The organism is Comamonas sp. FG99 (assembly GCF_057808605.1).
This window is the reverse complement of record NZ_JBMDII010000015.1, coordinates 18,175-36,584: the sequence shown is the minus strand read 5'-3', so window position 1 is coordinate 36,584 and position 18,410 is coordinate 18,175. Positions and strand designations below refer to the sequence as shown.

The following is an 18,410-nucleotide window of genomic DNA, read 5'->3' as shown; positions in this document are numbered from 1 at the left end:
ATCAGTCGTGGTGCCCTAATACGTCGAGAGCCAGCTCGAGCCCGGAGACGAAGGCGTCTTCCACGCGGTAGCCCAGGCACCAGTCGCCGCAGGCGCCGAGCTGGCTTGCGGCATCCCACAGGTGGCTGCGCGGCTTGCCGTCGCCGCCGGCGGGCAGCGGACTGATGGTCTTGGCGAACTGCCACTGCAGGATGTGGATCTCGGTGGGCGTGGCGCGGATGCGGGTCACGTCGGCAAAGGCCTGCAGCATCTTGGCGGCCACGCGCTCGGGTTCGTCCTTCTCGTGCTTGCGCGCCCAGTCGGGGCTGGCCTGCACCGTCCAGCGTTCGAGCTTGCTGCGGCCGGGCTTGCTCGATTCGCGCGCTACCCAGGTGATGCGCGGGTGCTCGGTGCGGGCGGCGTTCCATTGCGGGCCCATGCGGGTGATCGATGGGTCGACCGCATGCGCATAGGCCAGCAGCAGCGTCCAGCTCGGGGCCATGTAGACGTTGCCCAGCTGCCAGCCATCGGGCTGGTCGACGCCGCTGGAGGCCAGCAGGTGCTCGATCTGCGCGGCGGGCATGGCGCAGAGCACGCCGTCGAGCCCGGCCAGCACCTGCTGGCCGCCGTCGGCGTCTTCGGTGCGCAACTGCCACAGCTGCTGGTTCAGCGCGTCGCGCTCGATGGCCAGCACCTGGGTGTTCAGCCGCAGGTCGGCAATCGGGGCGGACCAGGCCTGCAGCAGGCTGCCCATGGTGGGCTGGGCGACCAGGTGGGCCTCCAGCGCGGCCTGGGTGGCCATGACCTGCTTGCCGCTCGGGTCCAGCGTGCGGATCGCGTTCACGCTCCACTGGCGGGTGAGCTGCGGCGTGGTGTCCAGCGCCTGCTGGAAGCGCGCATCGCGCACGGTGAAGAACTGGGCGCCGGCATCGAAGCTGCCGTGCGGCGTGTCCACGCTGGCCATGCGCCCGCCCACTTCGGGCTGTACGTCGAGCAGGCTGACGCGGTGGCCTGCCTGCAGCAGCGTGCGGGCGCAGGCAATGCCTGCCATGCCGGCGCCGATGACGGCGTAGTGGCGGGCAGCCTGGGGGGCGGGGGAGGATTTCTTGCGCGGGGAGGATGCGGTGCGGCTGGGCATGGAGGGCGTTTTCTAGGACAGGTGGCGGCCATGTTAAACGACGCCGGGCCGCCGGCGGGCACAAAAGTGATCAGGATTACGCCACGTAGTGGTTGTTCAGCAGCGCGTGGCGGGTGTTGGCCACCGCGAGCTGGTCCAGCCACCACTGCAGGCCGCGGCCCGGGGCCGCGCTGTTCCAGGCGTAGTGCATGCGCACGCTGCGGCTTTCGCGCTGCAGCGCCAGCCGCACCAGCTGGCCCGACTGCAAGTAGGGGCGCACCATGTTCTCGGGCAGGCTGCCCACGCCCATGCCGCGCAACTGGGCCTGCAGCTTGGCCTGCATGGTGTCGACGGTGAGCACCTCCTGGCCGCCGAGCACGCCGGTGGTCACGCCCTGGCCGGCGCGCGACGAATCCGCCACCGCGATGATGCGGTGGCGGCGCAGCTCCTCGTCGCCGATGGGCTGCGTCTCGCGCGCCAGCGGGTGGTGCGGCGCCACCACGCAGGCGAAGGCCATCTCGCCCAGCGTGCGCACCTGGATGCCGCCCATGTTCGACGCATCGACCGCGATGCCGAGCGCGAGGTCGGCGCGGCCCGAGGTAAGTATCTCCAGCGTGCCGGCGAGGATGCTGTCCTTGAGCTTGAGCCGGGTGGGCGGCGCCACCGTGTAGAAGGCCTCGACCAGCTCCAGCAGCGTGGTGCGCGACAGCGCCCCGTCCACCGCGATGGTGAGCTCGGGCTCCCAGCCGGTGGCCACGCGCCGCACGCGGTTGGCCACCGCATCCACCTCCTGCAGCAGCCGCGCGCCTTCGCGCAGCAGCTCCAGGCCCGCTTCGGTGGCGCGCGCCTGGCGGGCGCTGCGGTCGAACAGCAGCACATCGAGCGCATCCTCGACCTGGCGCACGCGGTAGGTGAGGGCGCTGGGCACCATGCCCAGCTTGCGGGCGGCGGCGGCAAAGCTGCCGGTGTCGGCAATGGCCTGCAGCAGGGCCAGGGTGTCGGGGGTCAGTACATCGCGTTCACGCAGCATGGGGTGGGTTCGGGTATGCAATTTTTTTGAATGATGCCATCAAACCGGCCGTGCCACAGCGAGGGGCCTGGCGCCTACAGTTACACCCATGGCAGGCAATCAAGTGTTTTGAGCGCAGGCCTCACAAGCAAAGGAGTTCACTATGTTGATGGTTCGCAAATCCGCAGATCGTGGCCACGCCGATCACGGCTGGCTCAAGTCCATGCACAGCTTTTCGTTCGCCGGCTACTATGACCCGCGCTTCATGGGCTGGGGCAACCTGCGGGTGATCAACGAAGACCGCATCGCCCCCGGCACCGGCTTTGGCACCCATGGCCACAAGGACATGGAGATCATCAGCTACGTGCTGGAAGGCAACCTGGCGCACAAGGACAGCATGGGCCATGTCGAAGGGCTGCCGCCCGGCGACGTGCAGCGCATGAGCGCCGGCAGCGGCGTGATGCACAGCGAGTTCAACCATGCCCAGGGCGAAGAGACGCATTTCCTGCAGATCTGGATCGAGCCCAATGTGCGCGGCATAGCGCCCGGCTACGAGCAAAAGACCTTTGCCGATGCCGACAAGCGTGGCCGGCTGCGCCTGGTGGCCGCGCCCGACGGCGCCGACGGCGCGCTGAGCATCCATGCCGATGCGCGGCTCTATGCAGGCTTGCTGAGCGGCAGCGAAACCGCGGAGCTGGCGCTGGCGCCCGGGCGCAAGTCGTATGTGCATGTGGTGCGCGGCGCGGTGTCGGTCAACGGCACGCCGCTGGCCGGTGGCGACGCCGCCTACATGGATGGCGAAACCAGCCTGCGCCTCGACCAGGCCCGCGACGCCGAAGTGTTGGTATTCGATCTGGCCGCTTGACCGCGACCCGGGTTCAAGTGGATGCTGTAATAACTGAAGAAGAAGGAGTTTATATGTTGAATAGATTGCAAGACCCTTTGTCCCTGCTCGGCCGCATCTTGCTGGCACTGGTGTTCATCCCGGCCGGTTGGGGCAAGCTGACCGGCTTTCAGGGCACGGTGGGCTATGCCGCCTCGGCCGGCATGCCGCTGCCCGAGGCGGGCGTGGCGGTGGGCCTGGTGATCGAGCTGCTTGGCGGCCTGGCGCTGCTGCTGGGCTTCAAGACCCGCTATGCGGCCCTGGCGCTGGCGGTGTTCACCTTGGTCGCCAGCTTCATCTTCCACAAGTACTGGGCCGTTCCCGCCGAGCAGGTGATGGTGACGCAGCTGCTGTTCATGAAGAACATGGGCATGGCCGCCGGCCTGCTGGCATTCGCGGCCTTCGGCGCCGGTGGCTGGAGCCTGGACGGGAAGAAGGCTTAAGCCGGTGCAGCGCGCAGGGCGCTGTCCAGCGCCTGCCGCTCGTCGAACACGAAGCAGCCGCCGCGAAAGCCCAGCCCGTCGGTCTGCTCGAAGTATTTGAGGATGCCGCCGTCCAGCTGGTACACCGATTCCACGCCCTCGGCCTGCATCAGGATGGCGGCCTTCTCGCAGCGGATGCCGCCGGTGCAGTAGCTCACCACGGTGCGGCCGGCCAGCGACTGCCGGTGGGCGCGCAGCCGGGCGGGAAACTCGGTGAACTTCTCCAGCCCCCAGTCGATGGCGCCCTCGAAGGCGCCGGCGGCCAGCTCGTAGCCGTTGCGGGTGTCGAGCATCACCACTGGCCGGCCCGCGTCGTCATGCCCCTGGGCCAGCCAGCGGCGTAGCGTCTGCGGCGCGACGGCCGCGGCACGCCCCTCGGCGGGGCGGATGGCCGGGCAGTCCATGCGGATGATCTCGCGCTTGACGCGCACCCGCAGCTTGCGAAACGGCACCGTGCGCGACCAGCTCTCCTTGGGCGCCAGATCAGCCAGGCGTGGATCGGTGCGCATCTCGCCCACCAGGCCGCGCACCTCGGCGGCCGGCCCGGCAAGAAAGAAGTTGATGCCTTCCTCGGCCAGCACGATGGTGCCCTTGAGTCCGCGCTCCAGCGCCCGCGCCTGCAGCCGCTCGCGCCAGGCCTCGGCATCGGGTAGCTGAACAAATTTATAGCAGGAAACGTTCAATATATCTTGCATTTCAATGGTTTTGTTTTCGAAATCAAGGCCTCATGAGCGCGAGGTGCTCCTGTTTTAGCTGCTTCAGCCATTCGCCAGGCGCACGTAGGTGGCCAGCAGATCGGTCTTGGACACCATGCCCAGCAGCGTGGGCTGCTGCAGGCTCTCGATCACCGGCAGGCGCTCGCCGCGATGCTCCAGAAAGCGCTGCAGCGCCTCGCCCAGGCTCATGTTGGCGGTGACCGGGCGGATCTCCTGCGACAGCAGCTCGATCGCCCGCACCGGCTGCGCCGGATCGCTGCCGCTGAGCGCCACCAGCGGTGCCACGCCCAGGTAGCGGCCATCGGCATCTACCACGTACAGGTATTTCACCGGATGCTGCAGGAACAGCCGGCTCATCTCCTCGCGGCCGGCATCGGGGCCGACGATGGTGTCGGTGGCCTGGATCAGCGTGCGCAGCCGAAGCGAGCGCAGGCGCTCCTGCTCGCTGTGCTGCTCGCGCCGGCGCACCGTGATCTCGTACATGGAGCCGGCATTGGCCGAGCGCACCACGAAGTACGAGATCACGCTGGCCACCATCAGCGGCAGCATCACCTGGTAGCTCAGCGTCATCTCGAAGATCATCAGAATCGCCATCAGCGGCGCCTGCGCCGCGCCGGCCAGAAAAGCCCCCATGCCGACGATGCCGTAGGCGAAGGGCGCCGACACCGCCTCGGGCCAGAGCAGCCGGGCGGCTTCGCCGAACAGCGCGCCGATCATGCAGCCGAAGAACAGCGCCGGGGTGAACACCCCGCCCACCGCGCCCGAGCCAGCGGTCGCCAGCGTGGCCACCGCCTTGGCCACCAGCACCAGCGCCAGCAGCGTCCATGGCCAGGGCTGGTGCAGCACGCTGTTGACCACGCTGAAGCCATTGCCCCAGACCTGGGGCATGAAGACCGAGATCAAGCCCACGATCAGGCCGCCGAGCGCCAGCCGCCAGGGCAGCGCCACCGGCAGCCGGGCGAAGAGGGCACGGCTGCCGGCCAGCCCGCGCAAGAAGCCCGCCGCAGCAAAGCCCAGCAGCACCCCGAGCAGCGCGAACAGCAGCACCTCGGGGCCGTCGATCGCGGGGAATTCCGGCATCTCGTACACCGGCTGGTAGCCCGGCAGCCGGCGCATCGCGATGTTCGCGACCACCGAGGCGACCAGGATGGGGCCCAGGCTTTCCATCGCGATCGAGCCGAGCACGATCTCGGCAACGAAAAAGGCGCCGGCAATCGGCGCGTTGTAGGCCGCGGTCAGGCCCGCGGCGGCGCCGCAGGCCACCAGCATGCGCAGTCGCTCGGCCGGAAAACGCAGCGCCCGGCCCAGCAGCGAGCTGCTGAGCGCCGCCAGCTGCACCATCGAGCCCTCGCGGCCGATCGAGCCGCCGCTGGCGATGCTCAGCAGCGACGAGGCGCTGCGCACCAGCGTCTGGCCTACCGGGATGCGGCCGTCGCCGAGCACGATGGCCTCCATGTAGTCGGAGGTTGCCTTTTGCACGGCCATGCGGCGCGCCCACACCAGCAGCAGCCCGGCGAGCAGCCCGCCCAGCGTCGGCACCGCGATGCGCGCCCACCACGGCAGGCTGCGGGCAATCGCCACCAGGCTGCCGCTCTTTCCCAGCACCAGCTGGCTGAAACCCTGCAGCGCCAGGCGGAACAGCTCGGTCGCCAGCATGCCCAGCATGCCGGCCACGATGGACCACAGCAGCATCGACTGCCAATGCTCTACGCCGAACAGCCGCTGCATCGCCAGGCGCAGGGCCTGCAGCACGGAAGAAGGTGGAGGAAGGCCAAGTTTCATGGGCTGGATTGTCGCTGCATTGCGCCGGGCCGGGAGCGCCCGCGGATGGATAATCGCAGCCATGTCCAAGCACCACCATCACGATTGCGGCCACGAGCACTGCGATCACCATCACGACCACGGCGCGAGGCGCATCTACATCTATTCCCCCGCGGGCGCGGTGCGCGACAAGAAGGCCTTTCGCCGCGCGGTGTCACGCCTGAAGGCGCTGGGACACGAGGTCGAGGTCGACCCCGACGCGCTGGCCTCGCACCAGCGCTTCGCGGGCGACGACGCCACCCGGCTGGCCGCCATCGCCCGGGCCGGCGCCAGCGGCGCCGATGTGGCGCTGATCTCGCGCGGCGGCTACGGCCTGACCCGGCTGCTGCACCGCATCGACTACGAGGCGATTGCCCGGACGGTTGCCGGCGGCATGCGCTGGGTAGGCTACAGCGATTTCACCGCGCTGCAGCAGGCGCTGCTGGCCAAAACCGGCGCGCTCAGCTGGAGCGGCCCGGCGCTGGTGGAGGATTTCGGCGGCGAGGACGAGCCGGACGACATCATGCTCGATTGCTTCCAGGACCTGCTCGCCGGCAGCGGCGAGGGCGTGGGCTGGCGGCTTGCCAAGGGCGACGAGCCGGCGTCGGGCGAGATCTATATCCCCGAGGCCCGGCTGTGGGGCGGCAACCTGGCGATGCTGGCTGCGCTGCTGGGCACGCCGTACCTGCCGGCGGTCGACGGCGGCATCCTCTTCCTCGAAGACGTGGCCGAGCCGCCCTACCGCACCGAGCGCATGCTGACTTCGCTGCTGCATGCCGGCGTGCTGCAGCGGCAAAAGGCCATCGTGCTGGGGCAGTTCTCGCAGTACAAGCTCACGCCGCACGACAAGGGCTTCAAGCTGGCGAGCGTGGTGCAGTGGGTGCGCGAGCAGGCGCAGGTGCCGGTATTCACCAATCTGCCCTTCGGCCATGTGCCCACCAAGGTGCTGCTGCCGGTGGGGGCCAAGGTGTCGCTGAGCGTGGAAGGCCGCGATGCGCTGATCTACTGGGGCCACGCCTGAAGCACTGGCCCGCGGCTAGGGCGCCAGCGCCGCCAGCAGCTCGCCCATGGCCGCCGGGCCGGTGGGGCGCACCACGCGGGCCACTTCCTGGCCGTCGCGCAATGCGATCAGCGTGGGCCAGAGCTTGACGCGGTAGCTGCGCCCCAGCGGCCTGCCGGGCCCGTCTTCGACCTTGAGGTAGGCGATGTCGGCGCGCGGCGCCAGGGCCTGCTCGATCAGCGGCTGTGCGCCCACGCAGTGCGGGCACCAGGGCGTGCCGAACTCCAGCACGGTGAGGCCGGCAAGCCGGTCGACGGCTTCGCGGGCGGGTTCCTGGGCAAGGTGTTGGGCGAGGTAGCTCATGGCGCGGATGGGTGTGGTTGCCCCGGGGGCGCAAGCGTTTGCTCCAGCCAGAGCAGGTCCCCGGGGGTATTGGCATTGAAGAAGCTGGCGGCGTCGCCGGGCTCGAACAGTACCTGCACGCAGGCGTGCTGCTGCAGCCACTGCCGCACGCGCTGGCCGCCTTGCGCGAGAAAGCCGCGCAGGCTGCCTTGCAGCGAGGTTTTCATCAGGCAGAACACCGGCTGCAGCACGGGCTTGCCATCGTCTGCCGGCGTGCACACCATCGCGATGTCGGCTTGCGCGGCCTGCGCAGCCGCGGCCAGGCGCGCCACCAGATCGCCGGGAAAGCAGGGCGTGTCGCAGGGCACGGTGGCCAGCCAGGGTGTGCTGCAGTGCTCGAGCCCGGCCAGAAAGCCGGCCAGCGGCCCGCCGTGGCGGGCAGTGGCCGGGTGCTCAAACCCGGCATCGCTGACCACCGGCCAGCCCAGGGCCTGGTATTGCGCCAGATGCCGATTGGCATTGAGCAGCAGCGGCCCGACCTGGGGCGCGAGGCGCCCGGCGGCCCAGGCGGCGAGCGGCCGGCCCCGCAGTGGCAGCAAGCCCTTGTCCACATGGCCCATGCGCGAGCCTTCGCCGCCCGCCAGCACCAGGCCGGTGATGTCATAGGAGTGCATGGGTCAGCCGCCGATGTAGCTCATCTCTATGCGCTGGCGGCTGGCGATCTCGCCTTCGCCTTGCTGGCTGCGGCGCTCGGAGTAGTTGTCGTCGCGCTGGCGCCAGACGCCGGCCAGGGCCTGGGCGATCTGGGCATCGCTGTAGTCGCCGCGCAGCAGGCTGCGCAGGTCCCAGCCCTTGCTGGCGAACAGGCACAGGAACAGCCGCCCCTCAGTGGACAGGCGCGCCCGGTTGCAGTCGCCGCAGAAGGCGTGCGATACGCTGCTGATCAGGCCGATCTCGCCCAGGCTGCGGTCGTGCCGGCCGTCGGCGCCGGCATAGCCCCAGCGGGTGGCGGTCTCGCCGCTGGCGGTGGCGGCCAGCGGCACCAGCGCATAGTGCTGGCGCAGGCGGGCGAGCAGTTCGTCGGAGGGCAGCACGTCCTGCATGCGCCAGCCGTTGCTGGCGCCCACGTCCATATATTCGATGAAGCGCAGCGTGACGCCGCTGCCGCGGAAATGCCGCGCCATGGCGAGCACCTCGTGGTCGTTCACACCGCGCTGCACCACCATGTTGACCTTGATGTTGGCGAACCCCACCGCCTGCGCGGCCTCGATACCGTGCAACACCGCGGACACCGGGAAATCCATGTCGTTCATGCGGCGAAACAGCGCATCGTCCAGGCTGTCCAGGCTCACGGTCAGGCGCTGCAGCCCGGCGTCCTTCAGGGCCCGCGCCTTGCGCGCCAGCAGCGAGCCATTGGTGGTGAGCGTCAGATCGGGCGCAGTGCCCTCCAGGGTGCGCAGCTCGGCCAGCTGGGCGATCAGCACTTCGAGGTTCTTGCGCAGCAGCGGCTCGCCGCCGGTGATGCGCAGCTTGCCCACGCCCAGGCGCAGGAAGATGCGCGACAGCCGCGTGATCTCCTCGAAGCTCAGCAGCGCCGCATGCGGCAGGTAGGCATAGTCCTTGTTGAACACGTCCTTGGGCATGCAGTAGCTGCAGCGGAAATTGCAGCGGTCGGTGACGCTGATGCGCAGATCGTGCAGCAGGCGCTGGCGCTGGTCGGCCACGAGCTCGGCCGGCCAGGCGTCGCCTGGGCCGACCGGCGGCGCCGGAAACAGAGGCGCCGCGCCTGCGTCTGGCGCGCGCAGGTCGACAAGCGGAATCACAGGGTGGGGCATGGCAGCAATGGTACCCGAGCCGGCATGCTTGCGTGGGCAGAGTTGCTATCGCTTTTGCTGGCTCACTGGCGCTTCCAGCCGGCAAATTGCGGATAGATGCGGGCAACCGCGACGCCGTTGAAATCCCAGCCGCTGCACTGGCCCAGGTGGCGCGGCGGCTGGCTGGGGTCGCTGGGGGCGAACGAGCCCTGTACCGACTGGAAGGCCGCGGTGGCCATGTTGAAGAGCAGCTCCCGCATATGGGTGCAGCCCTGCACATTGCCCAGGTGCTGCGCTATCGCCTTGCGCCAGCCGCGGGCCATGCTGCAGCCGACCATGCGCTGCATCGCCGCGAGCGCCGGCGGGCAGGTTTCGTGCGGGTGGCTATCCATGGCGGCCTCGATGGCCTGCACCACCAGCTGCCCGTCCACCGTGGTGCGGATCAGCATGTGGTGGATGGCCTGGCCGGCCTTGATGACGCGGGGGCCGGACAAGATGGCGTCGTAGGCCTTGGTGTCGATCAGCTCGCCCTCGATGTCCCACAGCCCGTCCTCGCGCTTGAAGCCGCGGTAGCGCACCTCGCGCAGGTGGCCAGGGGTGCGTGGAGCGGGCGGGGACAGCGGCATGATCGGCGAACAGGCTAACGGATGCCGGCAACTATCGCTGAAATCGAGCCGCCTGTCAGTGCAGCAGGTGACAGCGCCGGCTCAGCCGTGGCGGATGGCCACGGTCTTGAGCACGGTGAAGCCGTGCAGCGCCTCGAAGCCCTTTTCGCGGCCGTAGCCGCTGGACTTGACGCCGCCGAACGGCAGCTCCACGCCGCCGCCCGCGCCGTAGTTGTTGATGAAGACCTGGCCGCTGTGCACCGCCTTGGCCAGGCGGAACTGGCGGCCGCCGTCGCGCGTCCAGATGCCCGCGACCAAGCCGAAATCCGTGGCGTTGGCCATGGCGATGGCTTCCTCCTCGGAGTCGAAGGCCATGCTGCTGAGCACCGGGCCGAAGACTTCCTCCTGCGCCAGGCGGTGGTCCACCGGCACGTCGCGCAGCAGGGTGGGGGCCTGGTAGTAGCCGGTGTCGGGCGCCTCGTCGACGATGCTGCCCTGCGCCACGATGGCGATGCCGTCGTTGTGTGCATCCGACAGGAAATCCCAGACCCGCTGCTGCTGGCTCTGGCGGATCAGCGGGCCCAGGTCCAGATCCAGGCTGGCGGGGCCCACGCGCAGCGCCTCGAAGGCCGAGGCCAGGCGGGCGAGCAGGGTTTCGTAGATGGAGCGCTCCACCAGCAGGCGCGAGCCGGCCGAGCAGGTCTGGCCCGAGTTCTGCGTGATCGCGTTGATGATGACCGGGATCGCCGCGTCCAGGTCGGCGTCGGCGAACACGATCTGCGGGCTCTTGCCGCCCAGCTCCAGCGTGCAGGGGCAGTGGCGCTCGGCCGCGGCCTGCTGGATCAGCGTGCCCACCCGGGGGCTGCCGGTGAAGCTGATGTGCTGGATGCCGGGGTTGCGCGCCAGCGCCTCGCCGACTTCATGGCCGTAGCCGGTCACCACATTGATCGCGCCGGCCGGAAAGCCCGCGTCCGCGGCCAGCTGCGCCACGCGCAGAATGCTCAGGCAGGCATCCTCCGAGGGCTTGACCACGCAGACATTGCCCGCCGCCAGCGCGCCGCCCACGCAGCGGCCGAAGATCTGCATCGGATAGTTCCAGGGCACGATATGGCCGGTCACGCCGTGCGGCTCGCGCCAGGTGAGCACGCTGAAGCCCGGGCTGTAGGGAATGGTGTCGCCGTGCAGCTTGTCGCAGGCGCCGGCATAGAACTCGAAATAGCGCGCCAGCGCCTGCGCGTCGGCGCGGGCCTGCTTGGTGGGCTTGCCGCAGTCGCGCTGCTCGATCGCGGCCAGCTCGTCGGCATGGGCCAGCACGGCCTGCGAGAGCTTCATCAGCAGGCGCGAGCGCTCCAGCGGCGCCAGCTTGCTCCAGACGTTGTCATAGCACAGGCGCGCCGCCTGCACCGCATGGTCCAGGTCTTCGGCGTTGCCGCGCTGGATCTCGTCGTAGGGCTGGCCGTCGGAAGGGTCGATCACCGGGATCGTCTTGCCCGATAGCGAGGGCACGGCTGCATTGGCGATATGGTGGAACTGCATGGTTTTCCCCTGATGGCAAAGCGGTATACCGGGGCCGGCAGCGGCCCGCAAGCGATGGGCGAGTGATTGCGCCGGGCAAGTCTACGCCATACGGCATGCGAAACGCCTAAAATCACGCGGTTTGGCTGTCACCCAGGCGGGTGCGAGCCGGGAAGTTTTCTCTTTCTCTACCTAGGAAGCCTATGTCGTTCGAAAAAGTGCCTGCGGGCAGCAAAGCCCCGGAAGTGTTCAACGTGGTGATCGAGATCCCGGCCAATGCCGCGCCGATCAAGTACGAAGTGGACAAGGAGGCGGATGCCGTCTTCGTCGACCGCTTCATGACCACCGCGATGCACTATCCCACCAACTACGGCTATGTGCCCCAGACCCTGTCGGGCGACGGCGACCCGGTGGACGTGCTGGTGATGACCCCCTTCCCGCTGCCGACCGGCGTGGTGGTGCCTTGCCGCGCGCTCGGCATCCTGATGATGGAAGACGAGGCCGGTGTCGACGGCAAGGTGCTGGCCGTGCCCACGCAGAAGATCCTGCCCCAGTACGCCAAGATCGAATCGATCGACGACATCCCCGAGATCACGCTCAAGCAGATCGCGCATTTCTTCGAGCACTACAAGGACCTGGAGCCGGGCAAGTGGGTCAAGGTGACCGGCTGGCAGGGCGTGGATGCGGCCAAGAAGGAAGTGCTCGACGGCATCGCCAACTACAAGAAGTAAGGCATGCGCCGGCCGCGCGCCGGCGTGCCGACCGAAACCGGGCCGCGTCCCGGTTTTTTTGCCGCCGGGCCGCCCCAAGGCAAAAAGCGCCCCCACGGGGGCAGCGGCTACACGCAGTGAGCAAGCGTGGGGGCCCTTTTGCCGCCGGGCCGCCCCAAGGCAAAAAAAGCACCCCCTTGGGGGGCAGCGGCTACACGCAGTGAGCAAGCGCGGGGGCCTTTTTTGCCGCCGGGCCGAAGGAGTTTGCAATGGTGGATAGGGTGGACTGCGTGGTGATCGGCGGCGGCGTGGTGGGACTGGCGGTGGCCCGGCGGCTGGCCCTGGCCGGGCGCGAGGTAATGGTGCTCGAAGCCCAGGATGCGATAGGCACCGGCACCAGCTCGCGCAACAGCGAAGTGATCCACGCCGGCATCTACTATCCCCGGGGATCGCTGAAGGCGCGCCTGTGCGTGCAGGGCAAGGAACTGCTCTATGCCTATTGCGCCGAGCGCGGCATCGAGCACCGCCGCTGCGGCAAGCTGATCGTGGCCACCGCCGAAGCCCAGCGCGGCGAGCTGCAGCGCATCGCCCGGCACGCAGCCGCGAACGGCGTGGACGACCTGGCGCTGCTCGATCGGGCGCAGGCGCTGGCCATGGAGCCCGCGCTGGAGTGCGTGGCGGCGCTGCATTCGCCCAGCACCGGCATTGTCGACAGCCACGGGCTGATGCTGGCGCTGCAGGGCGATCTGGAGCATGCCGGCGGCATGGTGGTCTGTAACGCGGCGCTGGAGCATGCCCGGTGCGGGGTTGACGGCGGCGGCATCTTGCTGCGCACCGCCGACGGCACCGGGCTGCTGGCGCGCAGCGTGGTCAATGCCGCGGGCCTGTGGGCGCCCGGCCTGGCGCGCAGCTTCGAGGGGCTGGAGCATCGGCACCTGCCCAGGGCCTACTACGCCAAGGGCAACTATTTCGTACTCGCGGGCAGGGCGCCGTTTGCGCGCCTGATCTACCCGGTGCCCGAGGCGGCGGGCCTGGGCGTGCACCTGACGCTGGACCTGGGCGGCCAGGCCAAGTTCGGGCCCGATGTGCAGTGGGTGGATGGCCCGCAGGACCTGCTGGTGGACCCGGCCCGCGGCGCCGCCTTCTATGCCGCGGTGCGGCGCTACTGGCCGGCCCTGCAGGAGGGGCAGCTGCAGGCGGGCTATGCCGGCATCCGCCCCAAGATCAGCGGCCCGGGCGAGCCTTCGGCCGATTTCTGCATCCAGGATGCCGGCGTGCACCGCGTGCCCGGGCTGGTGAACCTGTTCGGCATCGAGTCGCCGGGGCTGACCAGCTGTCTGGCGATTGCCGAGGAAGTTGCCGGCAGGCTGGCGCACCAGGCCAAGTAGGCCTGCTCCCACAGCCCCGTGCGTACTTACCATGCGCTGGCGGGGCTGCATATTCCGTTACTATCGGACCAGGGCGCCGCATTATCGATCGGTGATGCGGCGGAACTTTCACCATTGGAATCAAAGAAAAGGATGCATATGCGTATTTCCTCGAATCTGAGCGACACCGTCTCCAGCGCCCAGGCCGATCTGGAGAAGCTGGTCAGCGACCTGCGCGGCGTGCTCTCCAGCCGCGACCTGGACAACCTGCCCGAGATCCGCCAGTTGCGCCAGCGCCTGGACGACACCGTCGGCAACGCCCGCGACGGCGCGGTGCGCGCCGCGCAGGATGCAGCCCGCCAGGCCAAGGAGGCCGCGCTGGCCGCCGACCGCTATGCACACGATGAGCCCTGGCGCGTGGCCGGTGCCGCGCTGGCCGTGGGCGCCCTGGTCGGCTTCCTGTTCTCGCGCCGCTAGGCCCCCGCCAGCCGTGCATAACCGGCGCCTGCGCAACACCGTGGAGAACGGGTATGCGCAGGCCGCATCTTGGGGAGATTCATGAATTGGTTGTCTTTGCTGGGGCTGGACGCGTGGGTCGAGCGCTGGCGCACGAGCCTGCAAGAAGGGGCGATCGCGGTCGAAGACCGCATGGACCTCGCGGCGCTGGAATGGCGCCAGCAAAAGCAGCATCTGCAATACCTGCTGGTCATCGGGCTGGTGGCCGCGGGCCTGACGGTGGTGGCGCTGGTGGCGCTGTCGACCGCCATCGTGGTGCATTTCTGGGATACGCCCAACCGCGTGCTCGCCGCTTGGTGCGTTGCGCTGGTGTGGGTGGTGGCCTGGGTGGCGGTGCTGCTGTCGCTGATCGGTACGGTGCGCAAGGCATCGCAGGCATTCGCGCTTACCCGCCGCGAGCTGCGCCAGGACTGGCGCAGCTTCAAGGGCCGGCTGTAGTCCCGCCGGGAGGAGAGATATCCGCATGACCGAACAGCGTTCCTACGACGAGCCGCGCCACGATACCGCTGCCGGGCCGGTAAGCCCCGAGACCCAGGAGGTGCTGGCGCGCATCCGGAGCCAGCGCGAGCGTCTGCGCGCCCGCGCGTCGGCGCAGCGCCAGGCCGCGGCCCTGCAGCATGCCCATTCGGCGGCGCGCGACACCGGCTATGGCCCGCTGGTGGAAAGAGCCATTGCCTTTGGCCGCCAGCATCCGGTGGCCTGCGCCGCGGCCCTTGGCCTGTCGCTGGTGCTGGGGCCGCGCAAGCTGATCCGCTTCGCGGCCTTTGCCTTGCCGCTGGCGATGAAGCTGCGCAGATAGGGGCGGGCGCCCCGGAGTTGGCTTCAAGCTGGCGCGTAGGGCGCGAAGCGGCGCGCGTTCGGATCGATGCTGAGCGGGCGGCCGAGCGCGGGAAAGGCCCGCTGCACGCAGTTTTCCCGGTCGCAGACCTTGCAGCCCGCGCCAATGGGCACCGCCCGCTCCGCAATCTCCAGCCCCAGGCCATCGGCATAGACCAGCCGGTGGGCATGGCGCGCGTCGCAGCCCAGGGCCACCGAAAAGACCCGGCGCGGGGTGCCGTAGCCGCCGCGCCGGTGCTCCACCGTGCGGGCAATCCACAGGTAGCTGCGCTCGTCGGGCATGCGGGCCAGCTGCGTCAGGATCTTGCCGGGCTGCGAGAATGCGTCGTACACATTCCACAGCGGGCAGGTGCCGCCGGTGCGCGAGAAGTGAAAGTCCACCGAGGACTGGCGCTTGGACATGTTGCCGGCGCAGTCCACGCGCACGAAGAAGAACGGAATGCTGTGCGGGTGCGCATGCCGCATGGTCGACAATCGGTGCCCCACCGTCTCGAACCCCACCCCGAAGCGTTCGCCAAGCAGGTCGATGTCGTAGCGCAGCTCGTCGGCGGTGCTCTGGAACAGCCGGTTGGGCAAAAGCAGCGCCCCGGCAAAGTGGTTGGCGAAGCCGATGCGCGCGAGCGCGCGCGCCTCGCCGCTGCCGAAGCGGGCCGCGTCGATGAAGCCGTCTATCGTGGGCCCCGCCTCCAGCAGCGCCAGCTGGATGCCCAGCTGGAATGCCTGCTGCCCGGCGCTCAGGCCGGTGGCCAGGCGCAGCTGGTGGGTCTTGGGCTCAAGCCAGCGCAGCGGCTGCTCGCTGGCCGCCGAGCCCGGCTCGCGCCTGACGGCTATGCCGTGGCGCGACTGCAGGCGCGACTCCAGCGCCGCCACCAGCTGCGCCGCATGCTGCGCGTGGGGGTCGGATTGGCGCGGCTGCAGCTGCTGGTACAGCTGCTCGGCATGCTCGTCCAGCAAGGCCAGGTGCTGGTGGCCGGCGTAGAAGAACTCGCGCACTTCCTCGTAGGGCTGCACCGGCGCCGCCGCGGCATGCGCAAGCCCGTCGCCGTAGGTGTTTTCGGCAATCAGCGCCAGGCGCTCTTCGGCCGCGCGCAGGCGCTTGTGCATGCCGACGATGGCGCGGGTGGCGGCCGGCAACTGCTGGGCGAGGATCTTGGTTTCCGACAGCGGCACCTGGTCGCCTTCGGGCATCTCGGCCAGCACACTGCGCAATTGCCCCAATTGCCGTGCCTGGGTGTCCTCGGAGAATTGCTGCAGATCGATGCCAAACGCCGCCTGCAAGCGCAGCAGCACATTCACCGTGAGCGGGCGCTGGTTGTTCTCGATCTGGTTGAGATAGCTGGACGACACCTTCAGCGCCTGCGCCAGCGCCGCCTGCGTGAGGCCGCGCTGCTCGCGCAGGGTCTTGAGGTGGGTGCCCATGAATGCCTTGCTCATGTTTGCAAACCTCGCAAATTTACATGGTCAATTCGCAAAAAATTCACTTCTTGACGTTGCGAATACTCGCTATTTTTGCGAAGATTGTAAACATGGATATGACTGGATAACCACCATGGCTTACGATTTTGGAGATCTGCGGCGCTGGAGCCTCGCGGCCGGCAAGTCCGCCCCCGAGGGCAAGCTGGACGCCTTGAACTGGACCACGCCGGACGGCATCACCGTCAAACCGCTGTACACCGCAGCCGATTTGCAAGGTCTGCAGTACACCGATACCCTGCCCGGGTTCGAGCCCTACATCCGGGGCCCGCAGGCCACCATGTATGCGGTGCGCCCCTGGACGATCCGCCAGTACGCGGGCTTTTCCACCGCCGAGGAGTCGAACGCCTTCTACCGCAAGGCGCTGGCCGCGGGCGGGCAGGGCGTGTCGGTGGCGTTCGACCTGGCCACGCACCGCGGCTACGACAGCGACCATCCGCGCGTGACCGGCGACGTGGGCAAGGCCGGCGTGGCGATCGACAGCGTGGAAGACATGAAGATCCTGTTCGACGGCATTCCGCTCGACAAGGTGTCGGTCTCGATGACGATGAACGGCGCGGTGCTGCCGGTGCTGGCCGGCTACGTGGTTGCGGCCGAGGAGCAGGGCGTGGCGCAGAACCAGCTCAGCGGCACCATCCAGAACGACATCCTCAAGGAGTTCATGGTCCGCAACACCTATATCTACCCGCCCAAGCCGTCGATGAGGATCATCGGCGACATCATCGAGTACACGAGCCAGAACATGCCCAAGTTCAACTCGATCTCGATCTCGGGCTACCACATGCAGGAGGCGGGCGCGAACCAGGCGCTGGAGCTGGCCTTCACGCTGGCCGACGGCAAGGAGTATGTCAAGACCGCGATCGCCAAGGGCATGGACGTGGACGCGTTCGCCGGCCGCCTCTCGTTCTTCTGGGCGGTGGGCATGAACTTCTACCTCGAAATCGCCAAGATGCGCGCTGCCCGCCTGCTGTGGTGCCGCATCATGAAGGGCTTCAACGCCAAGAACCCCAAGAGCCTGATGCTGCGCACCCACAGCCAGACCAGCGGTTGGAGCCTGACCGAGCAGGACCCGTACAACAACGTGGTGCGCACCACCATCGAGGCCATGGCGGCCGTGTTCGGCGGCACCCAGAGCCTGCACACCAATGCGCTCGACGAAGCGATCGCGCTGCCCACCGAGTTCTCGGCCCGCATCGCGCGCAACACCCAGCTCATCATCCAGGAAGAGACCCACATCACCAATGTGATCGACCCCTGGGCCGGCAGCTACCTGATGGAAAAATTGACGCAGGACATGGCCGACGCCGCCTGGAAGATCATCGAGGAAGTGGATGCCATGGGCGGCATGACCCAGGCGGTGGACAGCGGCTGGGCCAAGCTCAAGATCGAGGCCGCCGCCGCCGAGAAACAGGCGCGCATCGATTCGGGCAAGGAAGTCATCGTCGGCGTCAACAAGTACCGGCTGGCCAAGGAAGACCCGGTCGACATTCTCGAGGTGGACAACGTCAAGGTGCGCGACAGCCAGATCGCCCGCCTCAACGCGATCAAGGCCAAGCGCGATCCGGCCCAGGTGGAGCAGGCCCTGGCCGCGCTCGGCCAGGCGGCGGAATCCGGCGAGGGCAACCTGCTGCATCTCGCCATCAACGCGGTGCGCCTGCGCGCCACGGTGGGCGAAGTCTCCGACGCGCTGGAAAAGGCCTTCGGCCGCCACCGCGCCGATACGCAGAAGGTGACCGGCGTGTACGCGGCCGCCTACGACTCGGCCGAGGGCTGGGAAAAGCTCAAGGGCGAGATCGCCGCCACGGCCGAGGAGCTGGGCCGCCGCCCGCGCGTGATGATCGCCAAGCTCGGCCAGGACGGGCACGATCGCGGCGCCAAGGTGGTGGCCACGGCCTTTGCCGACCTGGGCTTCGACGTGGACATGGGTCCGCTGTTCCAGACCCCCGAGGAATGCGCGCGCCAGGCCATCGAGAACGACGTGCATGCGGTGGGCGTGTCCACGCTGGCCGCCGGCCACAAGACGCTGGTGCCCGCCATCATCGAGGCGCTGAAGCAGCAGGGCGCGGATGACATCATCGTCTTCGTGGGCGGCGTGATCCCGGCGCAGGACTACGACTTCCTCTACGGCGCCGGCGTCAAGGGCGTCTACGGCCCGGGCACGCCGATCCCGGCCAGCGCCAAGGATGTGCTGGAGCAGATCAAGGCCAGCCATTTGACGGCCTGATGGTTGGTATATATCATTGAT

The 18,410-nt window shown here is 68.5% G+C and carries 19 protein-coding genes; 9 read left to right on the top strand and 10 right to left on the bottom strand.

Annotated features, from left to right (window positions below; all coding sequences use genetic code 11):
• Nucleotide 1: 1 nt before the first annotated feature.
• Nucleotides 2-1,117, bottom strand: a complete 1,116-nt coding sequence (locus ACODRX_RS11990; protein WP_488871731.1) for an NAD(P)/FAD-dependent oxidoreductase — start codon at nt 1,115-1,117, stop codon at nt 2-4.
• Between the two features lie 76 nt (nt 1,118-1,193).
• Nucleotides 1,194-2,126 carry a LysR family transcriptional regulator gene (locus ACODRX_RS11985; RefSeq protein ID WP_488871730.1) on the bottom strand — a complete coding sequence of 311 codons (933 nt, stop codon included), beginning with the start codon at nt 2,124-2,126 and terminating at the stop codon, nt 1,194-1,196.
• A 142-nt stretch (nt 2,127-2,268) separates the two neighbouring features.
• Here ACODRX_RS11985 and ACODRX_RS11980 point away from each other — a divergent pair, with 142 nt between their 5' ends.
• Nucleotides 2,269-2,970 carry a pirin family protein gene (locus ACODRX_RS11980; protein WP_488871729.1) on the top strand — a complete coding sequence of 234 codons (702 nt, stop codon included), beginning with the start codon at nt 2,269-2,271 and terminating at the stop codon, nt 2,968-2,970.
• Nucleotides 2,971-3,023: 53 nt separating this feature from the next.
• Complete coding sequence (locus ACODRX_RS11975) at nt 3,024-3,431, top strand: DoxX family protein (RefSeq protein WP_488871728.1); 408 nt, start codon at nt 3,024-3,026, stop codon at nt 3,429-3,431.
• Here the strand turns inward: ACODRX_RS11975 and ACODRX_RS11970 are convergent.
• Together ACODRX_RS11970 and ACODRX_RS11965 are read right to left on the bottom strand one after the other, a co-directional pair.
• Complete coding sequence (locus ACODRX_RS11970) at nt 3,428-4,165, bottom strand: sulfurtransferase (RefSeq protein WP_488871727.1); 738 nt, start codon at nt 4,163-4,165, stop codon at nt 3,428-3,430. The genes ACODRX_RS11975 and ACODRX_RS11970 overlap by 4 nt on opposite strands.
• A gap of 63 nt (nt 4,166-4,228) precedes the next feature.
• Nucleotides 4,229-5,968, bottom strand: a complete 1,740-nt coding sequence (locus ACODRX_RS11965; RefSeq protein ID WP_488871726.1) for a ClcB-like voltage-gated chloride channel protein — start codon at nt 5,966-5,968, stop codon at nt 4,229-4,231.
• A 61-nt stretch (nt 5,969-6,029) separates the two neighbouring features.
• On the opposite strand from ACODRX_RS11965, the gene ACODRX_RS11960 reads away from it, so the two are divergent.
• A complete protein-coding gene (locus ACODRX_RS11960) occupies nt 6,030-7,007 on the top strand; it encodes an LD-carboxypeptidase (RefSeq protein WP_488871725.1) in 978 nt (325 codons plus the stop codon).
• 15 nt (nt 7,008-7,022) lie between these two features.
• Here the strand turns inward: ACODRX_RS11960 and ACODRX_RS11955 are convergent, their stop codons facing one another.
• The 5 genes from ACODRX_RS11955 to ACODRX_RS11935 all read right to left on the bottom strand — a co-directional run bounded on the left by ACODRX_RS11955 (nt 7,023) and on the right by ACODRX_RS11935 (nt 11,283).
• A complete protein-coding gene (locus ACODRX_RS11955) occupies nt 7,023-7,349 on the bottom strand; it encodes a thioredoxin family protein (protein WP_488871724.1) in 327 nt (108 codons plus the stop codon).
• Nucleotides 7,346-8,002, bottom strand: coding sequence for a molybdenum cofactor guanylyltransferase MobA (mobA, locus tag ACODRX_RS11950; RefSeq protein ID WP_488871723.1), 657 nt, complete (start codon nt 8,000-8,002; stop codon nt 7,346-7,348). Before mobA ends, ACODRX_RS11955 begins: the two co-directional genes overlap by 4 nt.
• A 3-nt stretch (nt 8,003-8,005) precedes the next feature.
• Nucleotides 8,006-9,163 carry a GTP 3',8-cyclase MoaA gene (gene moaA, locus ACODRX_RS11945; RefSeq protein ID WP_488871722.1) on the bottom strand — a complete coding sequence of 386 codons (1,158 nt, stop codon included), beginning with the start codon at nt 9,161-9,163 and terminating at the stop codon, nt 8,006-8,008.
• A gap of 62 nt (nt 9,164-9,225) precedes the next feature.
• Complete coding sequence (locus ACODRX_RS11940; protein WP_488871721.1) at nt 9,226-9,768, bottom strand: DUF2889 domain-containing protein; 543 nt, start codon at nt 9,766-9,768, stop codon at nt 9,226-9,228.
• An 81-nt stretch (nt 9,769-9,849) separates the two neighbouring features.
• Nucleotides 9,850-11,283 carry an aldehyde dehydrogenase family protein gene (locus ACODRX_RS11935; RefSeq protein WP_488871720.1) on the bottom strand — a complete coding sequence of 478 codons (1,434 nt, stop codon included), beginning with the start codon at nt 11,281-11,283 and terminating at the stop codon, nt 9,850-9,852.
• A gap of 182 nt (nt 11,284-11,465) precedes the next feature.
• On the opposite strand from ACODRX_RS11935, the gene ppa reads away from it, so the two are divergent.
• The 5 genes from ppa to ACODRX_RS11910 all read left to right on the top strand — a co-directional run bounded on the left by ppa (nt 11,466) and on the right by ACODRX_RS11910 (nt 14,654).
• Entirely contained in the window at nt 11,466-11,993 is a 528-nt protein-coding gene (ppa, locus tag ACODRX_RS11930) for an inorganic diphosphatase (RefSeq protein WP_488871719.1), read from the top strand.
• A 248-nt stretch (nt 11,994-12,241) separates the two neighbouring features.
• Nucleotides 12,242-13,360: an NAD(P)/FAD-dependent oxidoreductase gene (locus tag ACODRX_RS11925; RefSeq protein WP_488871718.1), complete on the top strand. Its 1,119-nt coding sequence runs from the start codon at nt 12,242-12,244 to the stop codon at nt 13,358-13,360.
• Between the two features lie 138 nt (nt 13,361-13,498).
• The gene (locus ACODRX_RS11920) at nt 13,499-13,816 is read left to right on the top strand and encodes a glycine zipper domain-containing protein (RefSeq protein WP_488871717.1); all 318 of its coding nucleotides are present in this window, start codon (nt 13,499-13,501) and stop codon (nt 13,814-13,816) included.
• 81 nt (nt 13,817-13,897) lie between these two features.
• Nucleotides 13,898-14,293 carry a phage holin family protein gene (locus ACODRX_RS11915; RefSeq protein WP_488871716.1) on the top strand — a complete coding sequence of 132 codons (396 nt, stop codon included), beginning with the start codon at nt 13,898-13,900 and terminating at the stop codon, nt 14,291-14,293.
• 25 nt (nt 14,294-14,318) lie between these two features.
• Nucleotides 14,319-14,654: a hypothetical protein gene (locus ACODRX_RS11910; RefSeq protein WP_488871715.1), complete on the top strand. Its 336-nt coding sequence runs from the start codon at nt 14,319-14,321 to the stop codon at nt 14,652-14,654.
• Nucleotides 14,655-14,677: 23 nt separating this feature from the next.
• Here ACODRX_RS11910 and ACODRX_RS11905 read toward each other — a convergent pair whose 3' ends face one another.
• Nucleotides 14,678-16,126 (bottom strand): short-chain fatty acyl-CoA regulator family protein, encoded by a 1,449-nt coding sequence (locus ACODRX_RS11905; protein WP_488871714.1) that lies wholly within the window; start codon nt 16,124-16,126, stop codon nt 14,678-14,680.
• Nucleotides 16,127-16,241: 115 nt separating this feature from the next.
• Here ACODRX_RS11905 and scpA point away from each other — a divergent pair, with 115 nt between their 5' ends.
• A complete protein-coding gene (gene scpA, locus ACODRX_RS11900) occupies nt 16,242-18,389 on the top strand; it encodes a methylmalonyl-CoA mutase (protein ID WP_488871713.1) in 2,148 nt (715 codons plus the stop codon).
• Nucleotides 18,390-18,410 lie beyond the last annotated feature (21 nt).

What these genes read in the sequence shown, in the direction of transcription:
- ACODRX_RS11955 (WP_488871724.1), bottom strand. Translation starts at nt 7,349, where the DNA reads ATGAGCTACCTCGCCCAACACCTTGCCCAGGAACCCGCCCGCGAAGCC.
- ACODRX_RS11975 (WP_488871728.1), top strand. Translation starts at nt 3,024, where the DNA reads ATGTTGAATAGATTGCAAGACCCTTTGTCCCTGCTCGGCCGCATCTTG.
- ACODRX_RS11910 (WP_488871715.1), top strand. Translation starts at nt 14,319, where the DNA reads ATGACCGAACAGCGTTCCTACGACGAGCCGCGCCACGATACCGCTGCC.
- ACODRX_RS11905 (WP_488871714.1), bottom strand. Translation starts at nt 16,126, where the DNA reads ATGAGCAAGGCATTCATGGGCACCCACCTCAAGACCCTGCGCGAGCAG.
- ACODRX_RS11985 (WP_488871730.1), bottom strand. Translation starts at nt 2,126, where the DNA reads ATGCTGCGTGAACGCGATGTACTGACCCCCGACACCCTGGCCCTGCTG.
- ACODRX_RS11940 (WP_488871721.1), bottom strand. Translation starts at nt 9,768, where the DNA reads ATGCCGCTGTCCCCGCCCGCTCCACGCACCCCTGGCCACCTGCGCGAG.
- ACODRX_RS11920 (WP_488871717.1), top strand. Translation starts at nt 13,499, where the DNA reads ATGCGTATTTCCTCGAATCTGAGCGACACCGTCTCCAGCGCCCAGGCC.
- scpA (WP_488871713.1), top strand. Translation starts at nt 16,242, where the DNA reads ATGGCTTACGATTTTGGAGATCTGCGGCGCTGGAGCCTCGCGGCCGGC.
- ACODRX_RS11965 (WP_488871726.1), bottom strand. Translation starts at nt 5,968, where the DNA reads ATGAAACTTGGCCTTCCTCCACCTTCTTCCGTGCTGCAGGCCCTGCGC.
- ACODRX_RS11980 (WP_488871729.1), top strand. Translation starts at nt 2,269, where the DNA reads ATGTTGATGGTTCGCAAATCCGCAGATCGTGGCCACGCCGATCACGGC.
- ACODRX_RS11915 (WP_488871716.1), top strand. Translation starts at nt 13,898, where the DNA reads ATGAATTGGTTGTCTTTGCTGGGGCTGGACGCGTGGGTCGAGCGCTGG.
- ppa (WP_488871719.1), top strand. Translation starts at nt 11,466, where the DNA reads ATGTCGTTCGAAAAAGTGCCTGCGGGCAGCAAAGCCCCGGAAGTGTTC.
- ACODRX_RS11925 (WP_488871718.1), top strand. Translation starts at nt 12,242, where the DNA reads ATGGTGGATAGGGTGGACTGCGTGGTGATCGGCGGCGGCGTGGTGGGA.
- ACODRX_RS11970 (WP_488871727.1), bottom strand. Translation starts at nt 4,165, where the DNA reads ATGCAAGATATATTGAACGTTTCCTGCTATAAATTTGTTCAGCTACCC.
- ACODRX_RS11960 (WP_488871725.1), top strand. Translation starts at nt 6,030, where the DNA reads ATGTCCAAGCACCACCATCACGATTGCGGCCACGAGCACTGCGATCAC.
- ACODRX_RS11990 (WP_488871731.1), bottom strand. Translation starts at nt 1,117, where the DNA reads ATGCCCAGCCGCACCGCATCCTCCCCGCGCAAGAAATCCTCCCCCGCC.
- moaA (WP_488871722.1), bottom strand. Translation starts at nt 9,163, where the DNA reads ATGCCCCACCCTGTGATTCCGCTTGTCGACCTGCGCGCGCCAGACGCA.
- ACODRX_RS11935 (WP_488871720.1), bottom strand. Translation starts at nt 11,283, where the DNA reads ATGCAGTTCCACCATATCGCCAATGCAGCCGTGCCCTCGCTATCGGGC.
- mobA (WP_488871723.1), bottom strand. Translation starts at nt 8,002, where the DNA reads ATGCACTCCTATGACATCACCGGCCTGGTGCTGGCGGGCGGCGAAGGC.